This is a genomic window from Ciceribacter sp. RN22 (genome assembly GCF_024054295.1).
GTDB lineage: Bacteria > Pseudomonadota > Alphaproteobacteria > Rhizobiales > Rhizobiaceae > Allorhizobium > Allorhizobium lividum.
The window spans coordinates 160,241-183,088 of the sequence record NZ_JAMXLD010000002.1 but is presented as its reverse complement, the minus strand read 5'-3'; the positions used below and the strand labels follow the sequence as shown (position 1 = coordinate 183,088).

Below are 22,848 nucleotides of genomic sequence, written 5' to 3'. Positions count from 1 at the left end.
GCAGCCGCATTCCCATCAAAACCCGCGGTCGGAACCGAGAGCACTGCCCGGTACCCAGATGCCGTGGAACCCTTCGTGCACCCGGCAGGGGAATTTCAGCACCGCCACCGGGCCCCGCGCGAGATTGCGGGCGTCCAGAATGACCAGGTCGGTGCGGTTTTCGCCGCGGCGACCGACCATGGTCATCAGCCAGCCGTCGCCTTCTTCCGCGTCCGGACTGCGCGGCACGAAACAAGGCTCTTCGGGCGAAGAGTCCGGTCCGGCATAGAAGAGGTCGATCTTGCCCGTGTGCTCATCGAAATGTCCAAGGCAGGTGAAGGGAGGCCCCTTCGGACCGGGTTGCAGCATCGGCCACCGTTCCGGATGGTTGGTACCGAACCAGTAATGGCGCGTCCGGTGCATCGAGAAGCGATTGTCTACGACCGGCATTTCACCGATGTGGTCGATGAAACGCTCGACCTTTACATCCCCGCCCGACGTTGACAGGTCGACGATCCAGCGTTCGCCGAAGGGCGGCAGTTCATGAGCATCCGGATTGTGGAGGTCGGGGAACTGGCTCAGCCAGCCCGATTCGTTGACGAAATGATCGAGAACCAGCCGGCTTCCATCATCCCAGGCGTTGAAGGTATGGGTCTGCATCGCGACCTTCGGCGCCGTGTACCAGCGGATCGCGGAGACACCCCGGTCACGCGGGATCACCGCGATGTAGGTCTGCTTCTGATTGTCCCAGTGCCAGTAAGACTCTCCCTTCTTCACCCGGTCCCACTCACAGACCATAGGGCAGATGACGAAGGCGATGAAATCGCGAGATACGAGGAAGTCGTGCACCATCGAGCAGTATGGCGCCTTGAACCGTTCAGTCCGGACGAACTGCCCTTCCTTATCGATCCGGTAGACTTCGATCTCGTCGCTCGCGACGCCCTCGCAGTTATACGCAAACGCGATACAATCACCGGTCAACGGGTCGATCTTCGGATGCGCGGTGAAAGTCCGGCTCGTGAGCTGACCACCGAAATCCGTCTCTCCGCGGGTCGTCAGGTCGTTCGGATCGAGCTCGTAGGGCCGCCCCGACTCCTTCAGCGCGTAGAGCCTGCCGTGGTGCCAGAGAACCGACGTGTTGGCCGTATTCGCGTCCTCGCCGGCAACTTCGGGCGAGTCGGTGAACGGATTGCGATAGGCGCCGAAAAGGGCCCGGCGCGCCGCACGTTCGAGCTGGAACTTCCGGGTTCGGACATAACGCATCGTCAGATCGGCATGGCCGTTCTGTATGCGCACCGAGTGCACCATGCCGTCGCCATTCAGGAAGATGTCCTTGCCATGCAGCGGCGGGTGGGTGTGATCAGCGCTGTTGCGGATGTAAATTCCTTCCAGTTCCGGCGGAATGCGGCCGATCACTTCAAGATCGTGGACCTCGCCCTCTATCCGGACTGGTGCAGCATAGCCGTTGAACACAACATCATCCGGGAACTGAAGACCGGCTGAAAAATTCACATGCTTGTTCATGATCTCACTCCGTTTCCAAATCATGGGGATCGCAGGTTCAGGCGACGGCAGGCACTGCGTCTTGTGCCGCCCGCGTGAGTTCCCTTCGGGTCAGTAGGATCAGCATGACTGCAATCGCAGCGATGCAGAGCACGACCCAACCCAGGCCCGGGTAACCGACCAACGCGACTACGCCGCCACCGAGGATCGGCCCCATGGCCGAGCCAGACATCATCATCGCGGGTGTGGCTGCGACGGCACGCCCGCTCCGATCCACTTTTGACAAGAGGCCGAAGAGAAAAGTGTGGCTGAAGATCACCAGGGAGACATACAGGGCCGCCGGAGCCGCGTAGAAGACAAATGTCGAAGCTGTCGTCATCGATAGCGCCATGACGGCCTGCAAGATCAGCCCGACCAAACCGACGGCAAGCGGCGAAAGCTTCTGCTGCAGAAGTGCGGCCAGGATACCAGGCGCGAGGTTGATGAAGCCCATGAGAACTAGGACCCCTTGGACAGCGTCTTCACCGAAGCCATGGCTGACGCCGATGCGCTCGACATAGGAGAACACCGTGGCCTGGTTGAGCGACAGGCAAACGATGGTCCCGATCGTCAACCATGCGACCTTCGGAAGGGCCGTGTGCGCCGCAAGGCCATGCAGTCCACCCTCTTTTGCCTCCGAGCTCTCGATCGACGGAAAGAAGAGCAACGATACAATCGCGGCCACTCCCATGGTGACGGCGAAGGCCCGGAAAATCACTCGACCGCCCAAGGCCGAGATAATGCCGGGCAGTGTTGCGAACATGATGATCGCCAGCACTCCCATTGCCACGTTCACGATGCCGAACAGGCGATGCGGGTTGGCCGTCCTGCCGATCGCGCCATGGGTGACGGACAGGCCCGCACCCGCGCCAGAACCGGCGATCGCATGGAGAACGAGCAATGTTGACAGGCTCTCCTGCGACACCGGGACCAAAGACGCGGCGAGGAAAGCGAGAGCCGATATGCTAAAGCCACAAAGCGCGAAAAGCGCGTGCCGCAGTCGCGTGAACATCGGAGCGAATGTGACGCTGGCGATGACGACAGCACCAAGAAACACGGTCACGGTCAGCCCGGCCTGAGGCGCCTGCAGGCCGTAAGACTTCATCAGCGTACCAATCCAGAGCGGCAGAGCAGCAAGGTCAATCATGCCGGCCATGTGGCAGACACTGAGCGCGGCATGTCCACCGCGACTGTTCAGTTTTGGCATATTCTTCTCCTCCCGTTGCGAAAAGCGCGCCCAAACGGCCGACTGGACACGGCCCAACCGAGCTCGATCCATCACGACAGCGGACGGTTTCGTATTGTCTCGACCACAAGCCATTTCGTGCAGCAGCCGATCAGGCTCCGCACGCTTCTCCATCCGCAACTGCCAGCTTCACTGTCACCGGCCCGCTCGGATGGCCTCCCTCACAGCTTGTTAGTTCACAATCGAGATTAGCGTTTATCAATTCAACGATGAAACAGATTGTGTTAATGCTACTCATCGATGGTGTCGATACATTTCTGTAAGGAGCTCGAAATAGACATGCGTTTGGACAGGTTTGACCTCAACCTACTCGTCGTCCTCGACGTCCTTTTGGAAGAGCGGAACGTGACGCGCGCAGCGGAGCGGCTGCATATCGGGCAGTCGGCGACGAGTGCAGCGCTGGCACGATTGAGGGATTACTTCGGCGACAGCCTCATGGTTCAGGTCGGTCGTCGCATGGAACTCACTCCGCTTGCCCAAAGCCTGATGGCGCCAGTGCGCGACGCGTTGATGCGTGCCCGTTCCGCGATTGCCATGCGGCCGACCTTCGAGCCCGCGTCAATCGGCAGGACCTTCTCCGTCGCTGCATCCGACTACATGCTGGACGTTCTGCTCGCGCGGGTGGTTCGTGACCTGGCCTCCAGTGCTCCGGGCATGCGGCTGGATATCAGAAGGACACCGCATGACGTCCTCGAAGCCTTCGAGCGGGGCGCCGTCGATCTCCTGATCATCCCCGAACAGTATGCCGGCAAGCTCCAGCATCCACAGGTCCAGGTTCTGGAAGACGAGCACGTCTGCATGATGTGCGCGGATGCCGCGAAGGATATGGCGGACTTGACGCTGGACCACTATTTCGAGCGCGGCCACGTTTCCATCCGGTTGGGGGATGAGAGGAGCCTCGCGTTCGAGGAGTGGTTCCTGCCGCGCTATGGCCGCCAGCGGCGTGTCGAGTGTACCGTGGACCAGTTCAGTGTCGCTCCCCTTCTCGTGATCGGCACGGACCGCATCGTCACGATGCACCGGCGGATGGCGGAAGAGATGGCGCAACGCTTTCCCGTGAAGCTTTTCAATGCCCCCTTCGAAATGCAACCGTTGAAAGAGGTGATGGTATGGCATCGCTATCTTGACGAGGACCTTGCCCACCGGTGGCTCCGCGACGCGATTCTCTCGGTCGCCGATCGCCAACACCACAGCGAAAGGCTATCGGCGATTTGTCACCAGGAAGATACGGCGAGCCCCGGCTGACGCACGTCCGCAATGGTCTAGCCGGAGTGATCGGCTCAGCGTCCGGTGTCACTGATCACTGGGCTCATTCGCTGATGGAGCACTAGCAAAATCGGATTCGACGAAATCGGCCGTGCGGATATAGTGGGCCTGCAAGAGAGCGACCGCGTCTTCCACATGCCCTTCCAGCGTCGCTCTGAGGAGCTGCGCGTGCTCGTCCCCGACCTTCCTCACCCGAAAAGCCTTGCGGCTTGACAGCGCCCGATAGCGAGCGAGGCGCTCAGCGAGTTGCTGGCAGAAGGCGATCAATGGTTTCGAGCCGCAATTGCCGATCAGGATCTCATGAAAGCGGCGATGCTGCTGCTCCCACTCCGGATTGCTGACGAATTTATCCGGATCGAGAGAGCGGGGGGTACGATCAAGCCGGTGATGTGCGACAAGAAGCGTTTCCTCCCATTCGGCGGTTGCGTTGGCCATGGATTCCCGAAGTGCCAGCCCCTCCACCCAGCAGCGCGTCTTCGTCAATTCCCGTAGCTCATCGAGGCTGGCCGGTTTCACGAAGAAGCCGCGCTGCTCCTTGCCGATCACCAGACCCTCCGACGCCAGCCGGTTCAGTGCCTCGCGCAGCGGCGTCTGCCCTGCACCATAGTGCTCCATGAGGAAACGGAGTTGCAATTTGCGACCGGGCTCGAGCTCTGCCGCCAGGATGTCCGACTTCAGCCGCTCGTAGACGTCGCTCGCGCGTGTTGCGGGAGCGTCGACCGCCCTGGTTATCGCGCCCTGACTCATGGAGCCTCCCACGGAATTTGCAGATCATATATATATACAAAACCGACCTCCGCCGGAAAATATATTTTTTTACGCAACCCTGATGGCAACCCGGAGAACGGATCCAAGTTCGACCTATCGCTCTGATATTGCAGCCGTTTGGCACGAGAAGCATCGGCTGGACGGATCGATCGAAGCTCGCGGTTGCACGCGATGAACGCACATCTTTGCATAAATTTATAAATTATGGATTTACATGATGTATTGTGTACATTATTTCTCTCCATCCGTTGGTGGAGGGAATAAGATGGTGCGACGCACGGGAGGTCTGTTCAGACGGCACAACACCTGTTGCGGCATTGACCTTCATTGCCATGTCGTGCCGTCACGGTTTCCCACGTCGCCCGGCGGGCGGGATGTCCCCGGCTGGCCCTCCATGACCGCGGCCCATGAGTGCCATGCCACCGTGGTGATCGACTCGAAGCCCTATCGTACCGTCAGCAACGCCTGCTGGGCCGTCGAGCGACGTCTCGAGGCGATGGATCGCTCAGGCATTCAAATTCAGGCCTTGTCGCCGATGCCGGAATTGTTCAGCTACTGGATCGAGGCAGAAGCCGCGGACGGTCTCGTCCGTCACGTCAACGACGTAATCGCCACCATGGTCACGGAAGGAGGTGGCCGGTTCGTGGGGCTGGCCGGCCTTCCCTTGCAGGATCTCGACCGTTCCCTTGCCGAGCTTACGCGCACCGTCAGCGAACTGGGCTTTGCCGGCATCGAGATCGGCAGCAATGTCAACGGCGTCCCGATCGGCGACGAGCGCTTTCATCCGCTGTTTGCCGAGGCCGAGAGGTTGGGCGCTGCAATCTTTGTACATGCTGTGCGCCCCGCCGGAACGGACCGGCTGGTTGGCCCGGCGCCCCTGCAGCAGGTTCTCGCCTATCCGACCGATGTCGGCCTTGCCGCCGCGTCGGTCGTCACCGGTAATGTCCTGTCGAGGTTCCCCGGCCTGCGCATCGCCTTCAGTCACGGTGGTGGCACCTTCCCGTCGCTTCTGCCGCGGCTGGAACAGGGATACGAGACATTCTCTTCCCTGAAGGAGACGCTCGCAGAGCGACCTTCGGCGCAGGCGCGGCGGCTGTACGTGGATTCGCTTGTGTTCGAAGACGAGACCTTGCGCCATCTCACCGCCATCTTCGGTGAGGAACGCATCCTCATCGGCACGGATTACCCCTTCAATTTCAGCGAAGCCGAGCCCATCGCGCGCATCCATAACGCCTTTCAGGAGGCGGCTCTGCGGGAGCGGCTGACATTCGCAAACGCGCTCGCTTTCCTGGACATCGAGGAGGAAGTGAATGAGTGATTTTCCTGTCGCTGCGCTGCGTAGCGTCGAAATCTCGACGCCAGACCTCGCCACCTCCGTGGACTTCTATGCCCGCGTTTGGGGGCTGACCGTCGCTGCGGAAGCGCAGGGCAAGGTCTACCTTGCCGCCACTGGCGATGATTTTCATGTTCTGGAACTGAAACCGAGTGAAAAGGCCGAGCTGCGCAAGATCACGTTTCGGGTCCGGTCGGAGGAGGATTTGCCGCGGCTACTGGACAAATGTCGGGTAGCGGGCTGCGCGGTCCTGAAAGACATCGGTGTCGCGGATGCCCCTTCGGGCGGTCAGCGTTTCGTTATCCGCGAGCAGCAGGGTGCGGTCATGGAATTCGTCCATGGCGACCAACGCAAAGAGCCGAAGACTGTTGCCAATCAGGTCGAGCGCCTGGCCCATATCAACATCAACAGCGCCGATATCGAGGCTCTCTCGACCTTCTACCAGCAGGTCCTCGGCTTCAGTCAGACCGACCGGTCGAAGACGATGGCCTTCCTGCGCTGCAATGACGACCATCACGCCGTGGTGCTCGCAAACGCGCCGATCAACGGCCTCAACCACATCGCCTTTCTCATGCCCGATCTGGAATCGGTCATGCGCGGCTCGGGTCGCGTCGTCGATCAGGGCACACCGATCGGCTGGGGTGTGGGTCGGCACGGGCCTGGCGACAATGTCTTCGCCTATTTCGTCGATCCGGCTGGTATCGTGATCGAGTACACCGCCGAGGTGTTGCAGGTGGACGACAGCTACCGGGCCAAGGGGCCGGACGAATGGGTCTGGCCGCCGGGCCGCACCGATCACTGGGGCATTGCGCCGCCAAAGAGCGAGGCCTGCAAGAGAGCCCAACTGGCCGTCGGTTTTGCCGGCATCTGATCAGCGTTTTCCATTTCCAGAGGCATTCCCGTGACAAACGACAGAGACATTGCATCGCGTTACGATCTCCTGATCGTGGGGTTCGGCCCGGCCGGGGCGGTCGCCGCATCCATGTTGGGCGAGCGCGGCCATTCGACACTGGTCATCGACAGGCTCACGGAGATTTACGACAAACCCCGAGCCATCGCCCTGGATCATGAGATCCTGCGCCACTTCGACAACATGGGCATCGCCGAAGACGTCCTGCCCTATGTCGCACCCTTCACCGCATCTCAGCATTTCGGAGCGGACGGGCAGCTGATCCGCCGGATCGACATGGTGCCGGAACCTTATCCGCTTGGTTATACGCCGAGCATGGTCTTTACCCAGCCGCCGGTCGAGGCGGCGCTGCGCCGCCATGTCGAAAGGCTCGGGGACGTGACTGTCGAACTCGGAACCGAGCTGATTGGCCTTGTCGATCACGGCAGCGAGGTCACGGCCGTGCTGAAGGATGCTGCCGGACAGGTCCGCACCGTCGCGGTGAAATATCTGATCGGTTGCGATGGGGCCTCCAGCACGGTGCGCCAACTGGCTGGAATGAAGTTGGAGGATCTTGTCTTCGATGAGCCGTGGCTGGTAGTCGATGTGCAGGTGCACGACGCGGCGCTTGCCAAGCTGCCCGATACTTCGGCGCAGTTCTGCAATCCTGCCCGTCCGACGAGCTTCGTCATCGGCCCGAAAAACCACCGACGGTGGGAAATCATGCTTCTACCCGGCGAGGATCGGCATGATATGGAAAAGCCGGAGAATGTCTGGAAACTGCTTTCACCTTGGCTCAATCCGGAAGACGGCGAGTTGTGGCGCGCCGCCTCCTACCGCTTCCACGCTCTTGTCGCCGACGAGTGGAAAAAAGGACGTGTGCTGATTGCCGGCGATGCCGCGCATCAACAGCCGCCGTTCATCGGCCAGGGTATGTGCCAAGGCCTGCGCGACGTGACCAATCTCGCCTGGAAGCTCGACCGGGTACTGAAGGGAAAGTCCGGCAACGCACTGCTAGACAGCTACACCGTCGAACGCAAGCGGCACGTTGAAACCCTGACCGGCAAGATCAAGGCGATAGGTGAGGCGATCTGCATCCGCGACCCCGAAGCCGCCGCCGAGCGCGATCAGGGCATTCTGGCCGAAGGCGGCGGCAAGGCTCCCACCTTAACCCGGCAGGACATCGTACCGCCACTGGAGGCGGGACTGCTCACGTCATCGGATGTACCGGCACGAGGAACCCTCTTCGTCCAGCCCGTCATCCTGACTGGCGGCAAGGAACTGTTGCTGGACAAGATTGCCGGGAGTGGATGGCGCCTCTTCGTCGATGGGCGCGGCGACCTCGCTCTCGAGGCCTTTGCCGAAGATGCTCGGCAGATGGACCTCACGGTCATGCGGCTCCTCCCGAAATCCACGGACTGTAAGCGAGGCGACGTACTGCAGGAGAAGGATGGCGTCATGGCCGCCTGGTTCAACCGCCACGGGGTCCAAGCCGCTCTCGTCAGGCCAGATCACTATGTTTTCGCCACGGCGAACAGTGCGGAAGACTTGAAGCGGCAACTCTGCGAACTGAGGTCGTTGCTCGCTTGAGACATTCGGGCCACCGCTCTCGCAAGAATATTCGATGAAACAGGTCTCGAGTTGGAGAACACAATGAAGCTAGCGACAGTCGTCACCGCAGGACAAACCACCTGGGGAATCGTAGAGGGAGACAGGTTCCATGATGTCGGCGCAGCACTTGCCGCCATCTATCCGGACCTCAAGTCAGCCCTTCAAGCGGGGCTCAAAGGTGTGGCGGAGGCCCGGGCGTCCGCCGTCTCGACACTGCTTGCCGACATCGAATGGCTTCCGGTCATCCCGAACCCGGACAAGATCCTGTGCGTCGGCCTGAACTACGAGATGCACCGCAAGGAAACCGGCCGGTCGGAGGTGGAGCATCCGACGATCTTTGCTCGTTATGCCAACAGCCAGACTGGACATCTTCAGCCTATCATCCGACCGAAAGTGTCCACCGAACTCGATTACGAAGGCGAACTCGCGGTGATCATCGGCAGGCCGGGGCGCTATATCCGCCGTGAGGACGCACTTTCGCATGTGGCCGGCTATGCCACCTATAATGACGGCAGCATCCGCGACTTTCAACGCCACACCCATCAGTTCATCCCAGGCAAGAACTTTCCCGATACCGGCGCCTTCGGACCCTGGATGATGACCCCGGACGAACTGGGTGATCTCGCATCGCTGCGGATCCAGACGCGCCTGAACGGGACGGTCGTCCAGGACGCCACCTTCGACCAGATGATCTTCGACGTAGCCCGACAGATCGAATACTGCTCGACGTTTACGCGACTGGAGGTCGGTGATGTCATTGCTACGGGGACACCGGGGGGCGTCGGAGCGAAACGCAACCCACCTCTCTGGATGAAGCAGGGGGATGTCGTCGAGGTCGAGATCGAAAAGCTGGGCGTCCTAAGAAACCCGATCGCAGACGAAGAGTGACAGCCTGATGTGGCAGGCGCGAGGTCCCGACCTTCTGCCGCACGTTCTGTCGCAGGCGACGGCTTTGAGAATTCCGGCCAATGATATGGAGCCATTCTGTTCGACTCCGAAACTGGCCGGATACTCTATGTAGAAGCGACAACCGTCACGAACCGGCCGGCTGAAGTTGTTCCTTGAGGCGCGGAAAGGCCAGGTGGCTGGTCAGGGCCGCCGCCGCCGCACAAACCGCGATCATCGCGATCATCGGAGTCGCGGTACCGTCCTCGAAGAGACCGAGCAACAGGCTGGCCAGCGCGCCCGCGCCGAAGCCGAGCGCACCCATCAGAGCCGCCGCGACGCCGGAGATCGCGCCGTGGCCCTCGAGGCTCAGCACGTTGCAGGTCGGCATGATGCCGCCAAGCGAGGAGATCATGAGGAACAGCAGGATCGAGGTCGGAACGACGCCGCCGGCGCCGGCAAGCTGGATCGCCAGCAACAGGATCGCGGCAGCGGCGTAGATGCCGGTCGAGGCGCGGGCGACCGCCCGCAGTCCGAAACGGGAGACCTGCCGCGTGGCGATTTGCGACCCTGCTCCAAGACCGAGGGCGTTCAGGCTGAAGACGAGCGAGTAGGCCAAGGGTGACAGGCCATAGAGATCGATGAAGATGAACGATGACCCGGCAATGTAGGCAAAGAATCCGCCCTGGGCGAGCGCAAGCGTGCCGGCGTAGGGAATAAAATCCCGGCGCAGCATGAGATGCCCATACCATTTCAAGGCGTCACTCGGCCTGCTCGTCTCCCGCAGCTCGCGCATGCGGGTTTCCGGAAGCATGCTCCAGGCGACCACGGCGGCCAACAGGCCGAAACATGCCAGCACCATGAAGATAAGCCGCCAGGACCCGACGCCCAGCAGCATGCTGCCGACAAGCGGCGCCACGATCGGCGCGACGCCGTTGACGAGCACCACGACAGACATCAGCCTGGCGGCCTGCACTCCGGTGTAGAGATCGCGGATCACGGCCGCCGCCATCACCATGCCGATCGAACCGCCGATACCCTGCAGCAAACGCCATGCCAGCAATTGCCGGATATCGCCCGCGAAGATGCAGCCGATCGACGCGACGACGAAGATCGTCAGCGCCAGATAGATCATCGGCTTGCGGCCCGTCCGGTCCGAGATCGGGCCGTAGAACAATTGCCCGACGGTAAAGCCCAGGAAAAAGGCCATGACGCTCATCTGGACGCCCGCCGCCGAGCCGTTCAGCGAGGTGGCGATCTCGGGCATCGCGCCGAGATACATGTCCGTTGCCATTGGCCCTACACCGCACATCAGGCCGAGAGCGATGCCAATCCGGGATGCGCCTTTTTCCATGGGGGTATTCCTTTGTCGCCAAGTGAGGTATAGAAACGATATCGTTTCCTACATTTATGTAGAAACGCATTCGTTTCCAAATGTCAACAGGGAATTGCTGCACCATGTCGAATTCCGTCGCTTCTCCCGGCCGACCGCCGGTTCTGGATGAAACCAAGCGTCGGGAGCTAATCCTGCGGGCGGCAGAGGAGGTCTTCGCCTCTCTCGGCTATGGCGACGCCACCATGGAAGAGATTGCGCGCGCCTGCGGCATGGCCAAGAAATCGGTCTACAAGCTGTTTCCCGACAAGCCGGCGCTGTTCCGCGCCTTGATCCAGAGCCACGATCCCGTCGACGCCTGGGTGGCGAGCCCCGACGAGGCGGCTGATCCGCGCGACAGACTGCGCGAGCTGCTGATCGGCCTCGCCGCCTTCATCCTTTCGCCGCGCCAGCTGGCGCTGACGCGCCTCGTCATCTCGGAAGCACGCAAGTCGCCAGATCTGGCTGCTCTCTTCTACCGCGAATGCATGGACAGGGCGCAAACGCTTATGGTCGAGCGGCTCCAGCCGACAAACCTGCTCGCCAACGCCGCCGACATGGAGCGGAAGAAACTGCTCGTGGACGTATTCCTGGGCGCCATTCTCGGGCAGCTGCATCTTCAGGCGCTCATTCTCGATATGGATCAGGACACGCTCATGCGGCAGCTCCAAATTCGCATCGACGCCGCACTGGCGGCCCTGTGCCCTCCGGCCACGTAAGGGCAGGCTCGACTTCACGGGTTGCGCAGGGTCGCCGCCACTTCCTCGAAACAAACCGCGCGCCCGGGGCTGATCGGGCGCGCGTCCAGAAGCGGGAAGATGCGATCGGCGTCCGACCGCGCTACCAGATCTTTCGAATGAAGCTGAGCTGCAGATAGTCGCCGTCGAACGCGTTGCGGCTGTAGACGTCGGTCAGATATTTCAGCATCACGGTGGTGCGATGCTCGGGGAAATCGACCGCCAGGATAGGACCGAGCCGGATGGATTTATGCCTCTGCCCGTCAGTCGCCGGCACAGTCGGCGAACCTTCGTCGTCCTCGATCTGCCAGCGGATGTTCCCGGCCAATCCGAACTGGAAGCGATTGTAGCACCAAGCCCGTCAAAAGAAGCAGCCCGCCGACTGCGATGAACCCGGCGAAGAAGGCCATCGCGGCAATCGTACCACCGCCAAGCGTGGAGACGGCGGCAACCCAGAGCGGGCAGACGAACTGGCCGATAAAGAACATCGACGTCCAAATGCCCGAGGCCCGGCCACGATAGCCGCCCGGCAGCTTGCTCATGGTGAAGGCGAGCACGAGCGGCAGCGAGATCCCGCACCCGACATTGTTGACGAACGATGCCGATAATGCCGCCGGTCAGCGACGACTGCGTATAGAGAATGGCAAAGCCAGCGGCCTGCATGATCATCGCGCCGACGGAGTGCTTGGACTGGAAGCGGAAGAACGTCGCCCCGGCCACCACGCCGAGCGAGCCGATCGCACTCGCCCGTTCGCGTGGCTTCTCCGTTGTGATCCTCGCTCGATGCTGGCGCGCTGATGCATTGTCGAAGCTCGCCTGCGGCTCTCCGCGTGCAGCCTCCCTCTCACCTCTCGGAGGGGCCATGCCCCTCCGAGAGGTGCTCGAGCCTAAAACTTGGTGGCAAAGTTGACCCAGACAGCGTCACCTTGAGCTCGATTCTCCGCGAGAACGTCGTGCTGCCAGGAGGCGCTGAGCTGCAAACCCGGATTGAAGGAATAGGTTAGCGACGGACCGATGGCAAAACCTTTGCCGCGATGTCCGTCTGCGGCAACACCGGGTCCGGAGTCGTCCGAGATCTGCTCGAGGTAATAGCCGACCGCGCCAATGCGCCACTTGTCGAAGTTCCAGCCGACCGCGTAATCCAGGACGAATTCCGTACCGGACGTGTAGTTGGTTTCGGTATTCTCCGTGTTGAAGATCAGGCGGGCCGTGGCGCCGACCTCCAGACCCTGCGGATCGGAATAGTGATAGCCGACGGTCGGCTGAACGGACCAGTGGTTGGTGCCGATATTGGCGATGTCGGAGACGTCGTACTTGCCGGTTGGCATTGCCACGTCGACACCCACGACGAACGTGTTGTTGCGATCCGGGTGCCAGGCGAGTCCCACGGAGGTGGTGATGTCGGCGAGGCCGAGCGTGGTGTCCTCGCCGAATGGCAGCGACATGTCGAGATGAACGACCGGAACGACGAGTTGTCCCCAGAGCTGGGCGCCGCCGATTTCGATGTCACTCACGTAGAGGAAGCGGAAGGTTTCCGCCAGCGCCTTGACCTCGAAGTCGATCGGCACCCTGTCGCCGTTCGAGTCGTTGGTCCGGTCGGCGGTGAAATAGTTGGTCTGGGAAAGAAAATAGAGACCGGGGTAGGGTGGAATGCCCGCAGCGAAGAATTGCGGTGAACCCGGCGAATACTGCGCGTTGCCGTTCTCGGCAGCCTGCGCCTGACAGAGCGTCGTTGCCGATAGCGCCGCGGCAAGCCCGAATTTCCTGAATTTCATTATCCATCCTCCTCACATGAACAACGACAACGATACCCGCGCGAAGGGGCTCCGAGCTGCAAACGCGCGCACGACGTCATCCTCGCGGTAAGCGAGTCTGGTCATCCAGATTGTCTGCTGTCCTTCCCCCTCGGCGGCCACCTCGCCACCGGCGCATCGAGATTCTCTAGGGAAACCCGATACCACCCGAAATCCGGACTAAGCCGGCACTTGACGAATGTAAAATGGTCATTGGCAATACGAGCTATTCGCAGAATAAATACCCGGCTCAGGCATATTCATCATGTCGCAGGATCTATGCCTTCGACCGCGCCACTCTCAGCAATCGCGCGGACCGTCTCGTGGATCTGCTCGCGGATCCACGAGAGGGCCGGATCGCGTGTCCGATAACTGTGCCACTGAAGCGACTGCTGCAGCGCGGGCAGCGGAAACGGCGGCTCTACGATCCGGACACCGCCGAGCTTCACCAAGACCTGCGCCAGACTCCGCTGGACCAGCCCGACCCGCCGGCTGCCCCGAACGAGCAAGGGCAGTGACGAGAAGAAATAGGTGGTCACCTCGATCCTGAGCTTGATACCGACGCGATCGAAGGCCCGTTGGGCGAAGCTTTCTCCGCCATTGGGCGGTTGCATCACGACATGGCCGGCGGACAGAAAGTCGGCCTGCGACATCACGCCGGAGGAGAACGGCCCGTCCGAATCGACGACGCAGCAAAGCCGGTCCTCAAGCAGCGTCTCCATCGGATGATTGGTGGAACAGAATACGGTGGGCGCGATCAGCAGGTCGGCCTCACCACGTTCCAGCAGAAGGTGCGGATAGTTCTGTTGCGGCTTGAATTGGATCTGGATGGCGGGCGCCAGTTTCTCCAGGCGCTGGAGAAACGCCGGCATGATCGTGAGGACGGTGTAGTCCGACACGATGAAGCTGAAGCTCCGGTTCGATTCCTCAGGTGAGAACGACGGGGTTGAAACGACCGCGGCCTCGATCCGGACGATGATGTCGCGCACCGGCTGTTCGAGCGATGCGGCCAATGGTGACAATTCCATGGATCGCCCGACCTGGATGAGAAGCGGATCGTCGAAATAGTCCCGCAGCCGCCCGAGCGCATTGCTCATCGCCGACTGTGTGATGAACATTTCCTCGGCCGCACGGCTGACGTTGCGGATACGGATCAGCGTATCGAGCGCGGCCAGCAGGTTCAGATCGAGGTTCTTGAACCGCATGAGTGTCCTCCCAGATATTCACAGCGTAAATATAAATCATTCATCAAAGCAATTTTGTAAACAGATTGATTTTCGTTAAGTCTCGCCTCGGGAGGAGATGATGTCATGTGGCCGGTTGAGCCATGCCGTCAGCCCAATCTCCTCCCGATGAAATCTGCGCCGCTCGCGGCGACCTCGAGGAGACCTAATGTTCAAGTATTTTCCGACCAACTACGTCTGGAACCTCTCGGTCAATCTGTCGATCGAGATGGGCGCCCGGATGGGAGAGATCGAGGAAATGTGCGCCCCGCTGCAGGACGCAGCCAAGGCGCCGGATGCGGCCGGAACGCAGGCGTTCCGCGAAACATGGATTCATATGGCGGACAAGCTGGTTTCCCTTGCGGACGAGGACGAAGCCAAGGGTCGGCTGATTTCGTCCGGCGACAAGCTGATCCGTGCCGCCAACTACATGATCACCGCCGAACGTCTGCTGGCGCATGGTTCGGAAGGGCGCGTCGCCCTCTACCGGCAGTTTCTCGACTGCTTCGAGAAAGGTCTGACGCTCTCCGGCTCACCCTGCCGCCGGGTCGAAATCCCTTACGAAGGCAAGCACCTCTCGGCTCTCTATGTTCCGGCAGAGGGCGTCGAGGGCCTCGCGCCGCTGCTGGTCCAGGTCAACGGCCTCGACAGCACCAAGGAGATGAAATTCCTCGTCGGCCTGCCGGGCTGGCTGGCCAAGCGGGGCGTGGCCTCGCTGATCGTCGACCAGCCGGGCACGGGCGAAGCGCTTCGCCTGCAGGGGCTCACCGCCCGCTTCGACAGCGAGCACTGGGCCAGCCGCGTCGTCGATTGGCTGGAGGGCCGGCCGGACGTTGACCCCAGGCGCATCGGCATGGAAGGCGTGTCGCTCGGCGGCTACTACTGTCCGCGTGCGGTCGCCTTCGAACCGCGGTTTGCCTGCGGTGTTGTCTGGGGTGCCAACCACGACTGGCGCGACGTGCAGAAGAAGCGCCTTGCCCGCGAGGGCAACTTCCCGGTCCCCCACTACTGGAGCCACGTCATGTGGGTCTGGGGCGCCAAGGACATGGACGAGTTCATGCAGATCGCCGAAAACGTTCATCTGAACGGCATCCTCGACCGGATCCGCGTGCCCTTCCTCGTGACCCATGGCGAGAAGGACAGCCAGATCCCCCTTCAGTGGGCGCACGCCACTTACGACCAGCTGATCAACAGCCCGAGGCGCGAACTGAAGATTTTCGACGAACGCACCGGCGGCGTGCAGCATTCGAGCTTCGATAATTCCGCCAATGCCGGCGCCTATATCGCCGACTGGGTCGCGGAAACCCTTGGCGGACGCACGGTCGCGGAGCAAGCAGCATGACGATCAAGACAATGATCTGCGGACGGCGGCGTCTCGGGCAGACGCTTGGCGAAAACCGTGCGCACATGAAGGACCATCACGGCAGGCTGGTGCTGGACTATATCGCCCGCGAACCGTCCCAGGCGCCGCGCCGCTACGTCCAGAACCATGTCTTCGACGGCATTTATTTCGGCGGTGACGGGCAGCCCAGGGCCCTCTCGCTCGGCCTGGATTTTGTCACCGAGGTCTGGTTCCCGGACATGGCAGCGGCGAAATCCTCGCGCGAGACGCCCTTTTATCTCGAGCAACTGCAGCCGGACGAACCCAAGATGGTGGATGAAACCTCCGTACTGGGCCTTCCGGTCACCGAAGAGCTGATCCTGCCGCCGGGCCTGCGGGACGGCGCCGTGAAGGTCTTCCTGTTCTGGTTCAACAATGCACCGGACGTGAAAACAGTGCCCGATGCCGCCAATGGCGCGGATTTCGGCCTCTTCGGCCAGTGTCGCAACCTGCCGCTGTTTCCGGGGCCGGTCGAGGCCGTCGACGAATTCTGGCTGCCGGACGAGGCCGCCGGGCTTGCCTTCGCGCAGGCCTGCCGCGACGCCGCCCCGGCGTTCGCTCCCTCCGACACACGTTACTGCCTGGCGATTGCCCGCGAACATGTTCTCCACGCAGGCTGATCAAGACTTCGGAATAGAAAGGAATGTCCCATGAACATCATCGGGCCTGATTATCTCGTCTTCGGCGTCGACGATGTCGCCGCCTGTTGTGAATACCTGACCGCCTTCGGCCTGAAGCCGACGGACGTTACCCCTGCCGGCGGCCTGTTCGAGACGTTGGACGGTACAGGCATCATCATCCGCCACAAGTCCGATCCGTCGCTGCCTCCGCCGCTGCCGACGTCGAACATGCTGCGTCAGCAGGTCTATGGCGTGCGCTCCGCCGAGGATCTCGACGCGATCGAAACGGAGCTTTCCAAGGACCGCCGGGTGGCGCGCCTGTCCGACGGCTCGATCGAACTGAAGGATGACCATGGCTTCGAGCTGAGGTTCCAGGTCACGATCCGCCGCGAACTCGTCATGCCAGCGGAAAAGATCAATGCGCCGGGCGCACCGGCGCAACGCAAGCCGAACGAAATCGGCGTCTGGGAAGAAATGCCGGCGCTGCCGCGCTCGCTCAGCCATGTCGTGCTGTTCGTTCCCGACATCGAGATCGCGACCCGGTTCTACTGCGACCGCCTCGGCTTCGTGATCACCGACATCCTGACCGGTGCCGGTCCCTTCCTGCGGCCGAAGGCGAACGACGACCATCACACGCTCTTCTTCATCCGCACGCCTGAATACATGAAGGGGTGCGAGCACCTCGCCTTCCACATGGGCGGCCCGACCGAGCTGATGGTGGCGGGTACGCGCTTCGTGAAGAAGGGCTATCAGAGTTTCTGGGGCCCCGGCCGGCACAAGTTCGGTTCGAACTGGTTCTGGTACTTCAACAGTCCGCTCGGCTGTCACTTCGAATACGACGCCGACATGGACAAGCACGACGACACCTGGGTCGCGCGCGAAGCCCCGAACGGAGCCGAGGCCTCCCAGATCGTCCTCTTCGAATATCGTGAGAAATGGGCTCCCACCGGAGGCCCGCCGCCCGGCGCGAAGCCCTGACACATGCAGAGCGCCACGCGAAAACTCCACTATGTGTGCCGGTCCGATGAGATCGGCGAGGCCGAGGCGAAAGGCTTCGGCCCCCTGGATGGAACGCGCAGGAAGATCGTCCTGACCCGGCGCCGGGGCGTTCTGTACGCCTGGCTTGATGCCTGCCCGCACTATTCCACCGGCACGCCGATGGCATGGAAGACCGACGCCTACCTGAATGGCGAAAAGACCCATCTGACGTGCCACTCGCATGGCGCGCTTTTCGAAATCGATACCGGTGAATGCGTTCTTGGACCTTGCCTGGGACAAAAGCTGACAGCCGTAGACATTGCCGTGAGCGACGAGGGGGAGATTTTCGTCGCCGCGCCCGCAGAGGAGGAAACCACATGAATTCAAATATCAAAGTGCTTGTCATCGGCGGCGGCTTCGCCGGCATGACCGCGGCGCTGCAATTGTCCCGCCAGGGGTTTGAGGTGGATCTCGTCGAGATCGACGCAGGGTGGCGCTCCTATGGCGCCGGCATCAGCCTGCACGGCTCGACGCTCCGGGTGCTGCGGGATCTTGGCCTGATCGACCGGTTTCTCGAGGAAGGCTTCGTCAGCGACGGCGTGCAACTGCGCGGGCCGGACGACTCCGTGCTTGTGACGCTGCCGACCCCGCGCGTGGCCGGCGCCGACATCCCCGGCGGCGGTGGCATCATGCGTCCGGCGCTCGCCAAGATCCTTTCCGAAGCCGTGCGCTCCTCCTCCACCAAGGTTCGCTTGGGGCTAACGTTCACCGATATCATGCAGGGCGAAGACGGAGTGCGTGTTAGTTTCGGTGACGGCAGTTCGGATACGTACGATCTCGTCGTCGGCGCGGACGGCCTCTACTCCGCCGTCCGTTCCAAGATCTTTCCCGAGGCTCCCAAACCGCGCTTCATCGGCCAGTCGGTCTGGCGCGCCGTGCTCCCGAGGCCCGAGGGCATCGATACCGTCACCATGTGGATGGGCCCGAAACTCAAGGTGGGATTGAACGGCGTCAACAAGGACCAGGCCTACCTGTTCCTGACCGAAGATCGCCCCACCAACGACTTCGTTCCGCCGGAGGTGCTGGTTGAAAACTTGCGGGGCCTGCTGGAGCGCTTCCCCTCCCCGATCATCCGCAGGATTGCGTCGGAACTGTCCTCCGAACATCAGATCATCTACCGCCCGCTCGAGCAGATGCTGTTGCCACGGCCCTGGTTCAAGGGCCGCGTGGTGCTGATCGGCGATGCCGTGCATGCCACGACACCGCATCTGGCGGCCGGCGCCTGCATCGGTATCGAGGACGCGATGGTGCTGGCCGAAGAGCTTGGCCAAGGCGCCGATGTCGGCTCCGCCCTTGCCGCGTTCGAAGCGAGACGCTGGGAGCGCTGCCGGATGGTGGTCGAGAATTCCGGCCAGTTGGCCGACATCGAGATCCATGGCGGCAGCCGCGACGCGCATGCCGCAATCATGCAGGCTTCCATGAAAACGCTGGCGGAAGCCATCTGAAAAAAGTCGCGGCGGTGCGGCGATTTGGGAGATCGCGCGCCGATTGCCGCCGTTCAATTTTGCTGGAGGAGCACGAATGTCAGGACAAAAGTTCGGAGTGGCCGGGGTAACCGCCCTCATCATCGGCCACTTCTCGGGGATGCTGGATCTCATCGCGCTGCCCGTCTGGGTCGGCGCGCTGGTCGAGCGTTACGGCTTCAGCCCGCAGCAGGCGGGCGCGCTGGCAACCCTGTTCCTCGTCGGCGCGGTCGTCGCCAGCGCCTTGGTCGCCCCACGCTTCAACAGGATGAACCAGAGACTGGCCGCGACCTTGGGCTTCGGCGTGGCCGCAGCGGCTTTCCTGCTCGCGTCCACACAGGCCGGCTTCATGCCGCTCGCCCTGCTCCACCTCGTCGCGGGCCTGTCGGTCGGCGTTGCGCTCTCCATGGTGCACGGGACAATGGGACACGCCGCCAATCCGCATCGCCTAATCGCGCTGGCCGGCATTGCGCTTGGCTTGCTCGCCATCATTCTGCTTGCCGTCATTCCGCAGTTGCTGATCGCCCGTGGCGGCCCGGTCCTGTTTCAGGTTTTCGCCGGGATCATGGCTGTCGCCACCATCAGTTCGGCGCTGCTGTTCCGCAACCCCGTGAGCGGCGTCGAACATCAAAGGCGGCCTTTCAGCCGCGCGACCTGGCTCACCATCTTCGGTATCAGCATCATGACCTTCAACCAGGCGATGGTGTTTTCCTTCGTCGAAGTCATCGGCAAGACGCGCGGCTTCTCACCCGATAGCGTTCTCGCCGTCCTGATCGCGCTGGGGTTCGTCAACTTCATCCTGCCGTCGCCGTTGGCGGCGTTCCTTCAAACGCGCGTTTCGGCGACACTGGTCACCCAGATCGGACCTGCGGTTCAGGCCGTTCTCGCGGTCATCGTCACATCGGCGACGATCTTCACCCTCTGGGCGCCTGCGGCGGCGGTGTTCGTGTCCATCCAGATATTCACCCATACCTTCGCCTTCGGGCGACTGGCCAAGCTCGATCCGACCGGGCGCGCGGTTGCCGCCACCCCTGCCATGCTGATGGTCGGCGCGGCACTCGGGCCGATCGTCGGCGGAGCGCTCGGCCAGAACCTCGGCTATTCGGCACTCGGCGTCGCCGCCGTCGTGGTGGGCATCATCTCCATCGGCTTCTTCACCAAGGCGAAAAGCGCATGACAGACTTTCCCCCCATCACCCGCGTCGTGACCGGACACAGCCAGGACGGGCGCTCCATTCTGACCGAGGTCGGACCGCTGCCGACCGTCGTGGAGATCACCGCTATTCCGGGCACCGTATTCCATGAGGTCTGGTCGACGGCGGAAAGCCCCGCGCGCGTGGCCAATGAAGACGACCCGACGCTTGGACCGCTCGTGCTGCCCCCGCCTTCCGGCGGCACCCGCATTCGCTTCGTCGACATTCCACCGGACACCGAGGATTTCCTGAAATCGGGGGCCGGGCGGATGGGCGAGGCGTTCGAGCAGATCGGCGACAAGGCCGCCTCGACTGTCAAGGAGAGCTCTCCGCATCCGCTGATGCACCGGACGGAGTCGATCGACTACGGCATCGTCATCGAGGGCGAAATGACCCTGGTGCTCGATGATGGCGAGGCGCTTCTGAAGCCCGGTTCCGTGGTCATCCAGCGCGGCACCAACCATGCCTGGGCCAACCGGTCCGGCAGGATGTGCCGAATGCTCTTCGTCCTCGTCTCGGGCACTTACGATCCCGCCCTCGCCGCGAGCCTCGCCGGGCGATGAAGCGCAATTCCCCGAAGGCCTAGCAGGCTCCAACGGCACCAATGAGGTCCCCATGAAGTTCGCAACCTACCATGACGGAAGCCGCGACGGCCAATTGTGGGTCGTCTCACGTGATCTGACGCTGGCAATGCCGGCAACAGGAATATCGGCCTCCCTGCTCTCCGCCATCGAAGACTGGGATGCCGTTTCTCCGCGCCTCGCCAGCCTCTACGATCGGCTGAACGCGGGCGAGGAACCATTTGCGACCCGTTTCGAGCCGCAACGTTGCCTTGCACCGCTCCCGCGCGCGCCGCAATGGCTGGATGCGTCGGCGTTTCTCAATCACGGGCGGCTGATGGACAAGGCCTTCGACAATCCGCCCAATCCGGACTTCGAGACGATCCCGCTGATCTATCAGGGCGCCAGTGACGACTTTCGTGGTCCGCTTGCCGATGTCGAATTCCCCGACGACGCGCTGTTGATCGACATGGAAGGCGAGTTCGGCGTCGTGCTCTCGGATCTGCCGATGGGGACGACGGCTGAGCAGGCGGAAGCCCATGTACGCCTGCTGGTGCAGATCAACGACTGGTCGCTGCGCGCGCTTGGTCCGCGCGAAATGCGCGCCGGGTTCGGCTTCCTGCAGGCAAAGCCCTCCACCGCCTTCGCGCCCTTAGCGATCACGCCGGATGAGCTCGGCCCGCACTGGGCGAAGGGACGCGTCAACCTCCCGCTGCATGTCGAGATCAACGGCCGTGAGGTCGGACGCGCCCGTGGCGACGAGATGCATTTCTCCTTCGGCCAACTGATCGCCCATTGCGCCCGCACCCGTCGGCTTTCGGCCGGCACGATCGTCGGCTCGGGCACGGTTTCCAATGCCGATCGTAACGCAGGCTCGTCCTGCATATCGGAAATCCGGGTGATCGAGCTTCTCGATCAAGGCGCCGCGCGTACGCCCTTCCTCACCTGGGGCGATCGCGTGCGGATGGAGGCGCGTTTGCCGGATGGCTCCGCCCCCTTCGGGGTGATCGACCAGAGCGTGGTCCGGACCTGATGCGTATTCTGGTCACGGGCGCCGACGGTTTTCTGGGACGGGGCCTGGCCGCCGCGCTTGCGACCGCATATCCGGCGGCCCAGCGGCTGGTCCTGACCGACCGGGCCTTTGCCGGACCGGCTCCGTCCGGTTCGGAAGCGATCGCCGGCGATCTCGGCGACCAGGATTTTCTCAAGGACCTGCTGGGGCCGGGTTTCGATCTTGTCTTTCACCTGGCAAGCGTTCCGGGCGGTCTGGCCGAACGGGAACAGGATCTTGGCCACCACGTCAATCTGCTGGCGCCCGTGGCTCTGGCGCGCGCGGTAGCCGCAAATCGCCCCGGTGCCCGCTTCGTCTTTGCCTCGTCGATCGCCGTCTACGGCGACCTGGATGAGCGCCCGGTGACGGCGGAAACCCGGCCGGCGCCGCTTCTCACCTACGGCGCTCACAAGCTGATGATGGAAATTCTGCTGTCCGACATGACACGACGCGGGGCGCTCTCGGCGATAAGCCTGCGCTTTCCCGGCATCGTCGCCCGACCGGTCAGCGAGAGCGGACACGGATCGGCGTTCATGAGCCAGATCTTCCACCGCATCGCGGCCGGCGATACCTATGACTGTCCCGTCCCCGCGACCAGCACCTGCTGGTGGATGTCGAGGAAAGCGGCTGTCTCCACCCTGTTGCACGCCGCACAGCTCGCCGACCCCGCCCGGACCGTCGTCCAGCCTCCGGTTCTGCATGCCAATCTGAACGAGGTATGTGACGCGGTCTGCCGCGTGACCGGAAAGCAAGCCCGCATTCGCTGGGGCGATGACGACAACCTGCGACGCCTCTTCGGCGCGATGCCGCCGCTTGACGCCACGCCGGCGCTCGCCCTCGGCGTCCGCGCCGACGCCAATCTCGACACGCTGGCGAAAGCCGCACTCTTAGGAGACTGA

At 62.3% G+C, this 22,848-nt stretch carries 22 protein-coding genes and 1 pseudogene; 16 read left to right on the top strand and 7 right to left on the bottom strand.

From position 1 onward, the window contains the following. Positions 1–15: 15 nt before the first annotated feature. Positions 16–1,503, bottom strand: a complete 1,488-nt coding sequence (locus NHF53_RS16000; protein ID WP_252835136.1) for a carotenoid oxygenase family protein — start codon at positions 1,501–1,503, stop codon at positions 16–18. A 37-nt stretch (positions 1,504–1,540) separates the two neighbouring features. Beyond that, the gene (locus NHF53_RS15995; protein WP_252835135.1) at positions 1,541–2,881 is read right to left on the bottom strand and encodes an MFS transporter; all 1,341 of its coding nucleotides are present in this window, start codon (positions 2,879–2,881) and stop codon (positions 1,541–1,543) included. A 165-nt stretch (positions 2,882–3,046) separates the two neighbouring features. Here NHF53_RS15995 and NHF53_RS15990 point away from each other — a divergent pair, with 165 nt between their 5' ends. Beyond that, the gene (locus tag NHF53_RS15990) at positions 3,047–4,012 is read left to right on the top strand and encodes a LysR family transcriptional regulator (RefSeq protein ID WP_252835134.1); all 966 of its coding nucleotides are present in this window, start codon (positions 3,047–3,049) and stop codon (positions 4,010–4,012) included. A 48-nt stretch (positions 4,013–4,060) separates the two neighbouring features. Here the strand turns inward: NHF53_RS15990 and NHF53_RS15985 are convergent, their stop codons facing one another. Further along, positions 4,061–4,780 (bottom strand): GntR family transcriptional regulator, encoded by a 720-nt coding sequence (locus tag NHF53_RS15985; RefSeq protein ID WP_252835133.1) that lies wholly within the window; start codon positions 4,778–4,780, stop codon positions 4,061–4,063. Between the two features lie 286 nt (positions 4,781–5,066). Here NHF53_RS15985 and NHF53_RS15980 point away from each other — a divergent pair, with 286 nt between their 5' ends. From NHF53_RS15980 to NHF53_RS15965, 4 genes are all read left to right on the top strand, one after another. After that, positions 5,067–6,119 carry an amidohydrolase family protein gene (locus NHF53_RS15980; protein ID WP_252835132.1) on the top strand — a complete coding sequence of 351 codons (1,053 nt, stop codon included), beginning with the start codon at positions 5,067–5,069 and terminating at the stop codon, positions 6,117–6,119. Then, positions 6,112–7,005 (top strand): VOC family protein, encoded by an 894-nt coding sequence (locus tag NHF53_RS15975; protein ID WP_252835131.1) that lies wholly within the window; start codon positions 6,112–6,114, stop codon positions 7,003–7,005. Before NHF53_RS15980 ends, NHF53_RS15975 begins: the two co-directional genes overlap by 8 nt. Before the next feature lie 111 nt (positions 7,006–7,116). Then, entirely contained in the window at positions 7,117–8,613 is a 1,497-nt protein-coding gene (locus tag NHF53_RS15970) for a bifunctional 3-(3-hydroxy-phenyl)propionate/3-hydroxycinnamic acid hydroxylase (RefSeq protein ID WP_252835985.1), read from the top strand. A 63-nt stretch (positions 8,614–8,676) separates the two neighbouring features. Beyond that, positions 8,677–9,522, top strand: coding sequence for a fumarylacetoacetate hydrolase family protein (locus NHF53_RS15965; RefSeq protein WP_252835130.1), 846 nt, complete (start codon positions 8,677–8,679; stop codon positions 9,520–9,522). Between the two features lie 145 nt (positions 9,523–9,667). Here NHF53_RS15965 and NHF53_RS15960 read toward each other — a convergent pair whose 3' ends face one another. Next, positions 9,668–10,873 (bottom strand): multidrug effflux MFS transporter, encoded by a 1,206-nt coding sequence (locus tag NHF53_RS15960; RefSeq protein ID WP_252835129.1) that lies wholly within the window; start codon positions 10,871–10,873, stop codon positions 9,668–9,670. 104 nt (positions 10,874–10,977) lie between these two features. Between NHF53_RS15960 and NHF53_RS15955 the strand changes: the two genes are divergently transcribed. Further along, a complete protein-coding gene (locus NHF53_RS15955) occupies positions 10,978–11,610 on the top strand; it encodes a TetR/AcrR family transcriptional regulator (protein ID WP_252835128.1) in 633 nt (210 codons plus the stop codon). A 121-nt stretch (positions 11,611–11,731) separates the two neighbouring features. On the opposite strand, the pseudogene NHF53_RS15950 reads toward NHF53_RS15955, so the two are convergent. Continuing rightward, a pseudogene (locus tag NHF53_RS15950) lies at positions 11,732–11,962 on the bottom strand (transporter); the annotation flags it as partial. Between the two features lie 206 nt (positions 11,963–12,168). Here NHF53_RS15950 and NHF53_RS15945 point away from each other — a divergent pair. After that, positions 12,169–12,426, top strand: coding sequence for a hypothetical protein (locus NHF53_RS15945; protein WP_252835126.1), 258 nt, complete (start codon positions 12,169–12,171; stop codon positions 12,424–12,426). Positions 12,427–12,515: 89 nt separating this feature from the next. On the opposite strand, the gene NHF53_RS15940 is transcribed toward NHF53_RS15945, so the two are convergent. Further along, the gene (locus NHF53_RS15940; protein WP_252835125.1) at positions 12,516–13,403 is read right to left on the bottom strand and encodes a transporter; all 888 of its coding nucleotides are present in this window, start codon (positions 13,401–13,403) and stop codon (positions 12,516–12,518) included. Between the two features lie 281 nt (positions 13,404–13,684). Continuing rightward, a complete protein-coding gene (locus NHF53_RS15935) occupies positions 13,685–14,626 on the bottom strand; it encodes a LysR family transcriptional regulator (RefSeq protein ID WP_252835124.1) in 942 nt (313 codons plus the stop codon). 187 nt (positions 14,627–14,813) lie between these two features. Between NHF53_RS15935 and NHF53_RS15930 the strand changes: the two genes are divergently transcribed. The 9 genes from NHF53_RS15930 (at position 14,814) to NHF53_RS15890 (ending at position 22,848) form a co-directional block, all read left to right on the top strand. Beyond that, on the top strand, positions 14,814–15,986 hold the full coding sequence (locus NHF53_RS15930) for a S9 family peptidase (RefSeq protein ID WP_252835123.1): 1,173 nt from the start codon (positions 14,814–14,816) through the stop codon (positions 15,984–15,986). Then, positions 15,983–16,645, top strand: a complete 663-nt coding sequence (locus NHF53_RS15925; RefSeq protein WP_252835122.1) for an EthD domain-containing protein — start codon at positions 15,983–15,985, stop codon at positions 16,643–16,645. Before NHF53_RS15930 ends, NHF53_RS15925 begins: the two co-directional genes overlap by 4 nt. A 30-nt stretch (positions 16,646–16,675) precedes the next feature. Beyond that, a complete protein-coding gene (locus NHF53_RS15920; RefSeq protein ID WP_252835121.1) occupies positions 16,676–17,623 on the top strand; it encodes a VOC family protein in 948 nt (315 codons plus the stop codon). Positions 17,624–17,626: 3 nt separating this feature from the next. Beyond that, a complete protein-coding gene (locus NHF53_RS15915; RefSeq protein WP_252835120.1) occupies positions 17,627–18,004 on the top strand; it encodes a Rieske (2Fe-2S) protein in 378 nt (125 codons plus the stop codon). Continuing rightward, entirely contained in the window at positions 18,001–19,128 is a 1,128-nt protein-coding gene (locus NHF53_RS15910; protein WP_114363447.1) for an FAD-dependent oxidoreductase, read from the top strand. Before NHF53_RS15915 ends, NHF53_RS15910 begins: the two co-directional genes overlap by 4 nt. Before the next feature lie 76 nt (positions 19,129–19,204). Further along, a complete protein-coding gene (locus NHF53_RS15905; RefSeq protein ID WP_252835118.1) occupies positions 19,205–20,323 on the top strand; it encodes an MFS transporter in 1,119 nt (372 codons plus the stop codon). Then, on the top strand, positions 20,320–20,901 hold the full coding sequence (locus tag NHF53_RS15900) for a cupin domain-containing protein (protein WP_252835117.1): 582 nt from the start codon (positions 20,320–20,322) through the stop codon (positions 20,899–20,901). Before NHF53_RS15905 ends, NHF53_RS15900 begins: the two co-directional genes overlap by 4 nt. Before the next feature lie 52 nt (positions 20,902–20,953). Then, positions 20,954–21,931, top strand: a complete 978-nt coding sequence (locus tag NHF53_RS15895; protein ID WP_252835116.1) for a fumarylacetoacetate hydrolase family protein — start codon at positions 20,954–20,956, stop codon at positions 21,929–21,931. Further along, the gene (locus NHF53_RS15890; protein WP_252835115.1) at positions 21,931–22,848 is read left to right on the top strand and encodes an NAD-dependent epimerase/dehydratase family protein; all 918 of its coding nucleotides are present in this window, start codon (positions 21,931–21,933) and stop codon (positions 22,846–22,848) included. Before NHF53_RS15895 ends, NHF53_RS15890 begins: the two co-directional genes overlap by 1 nt.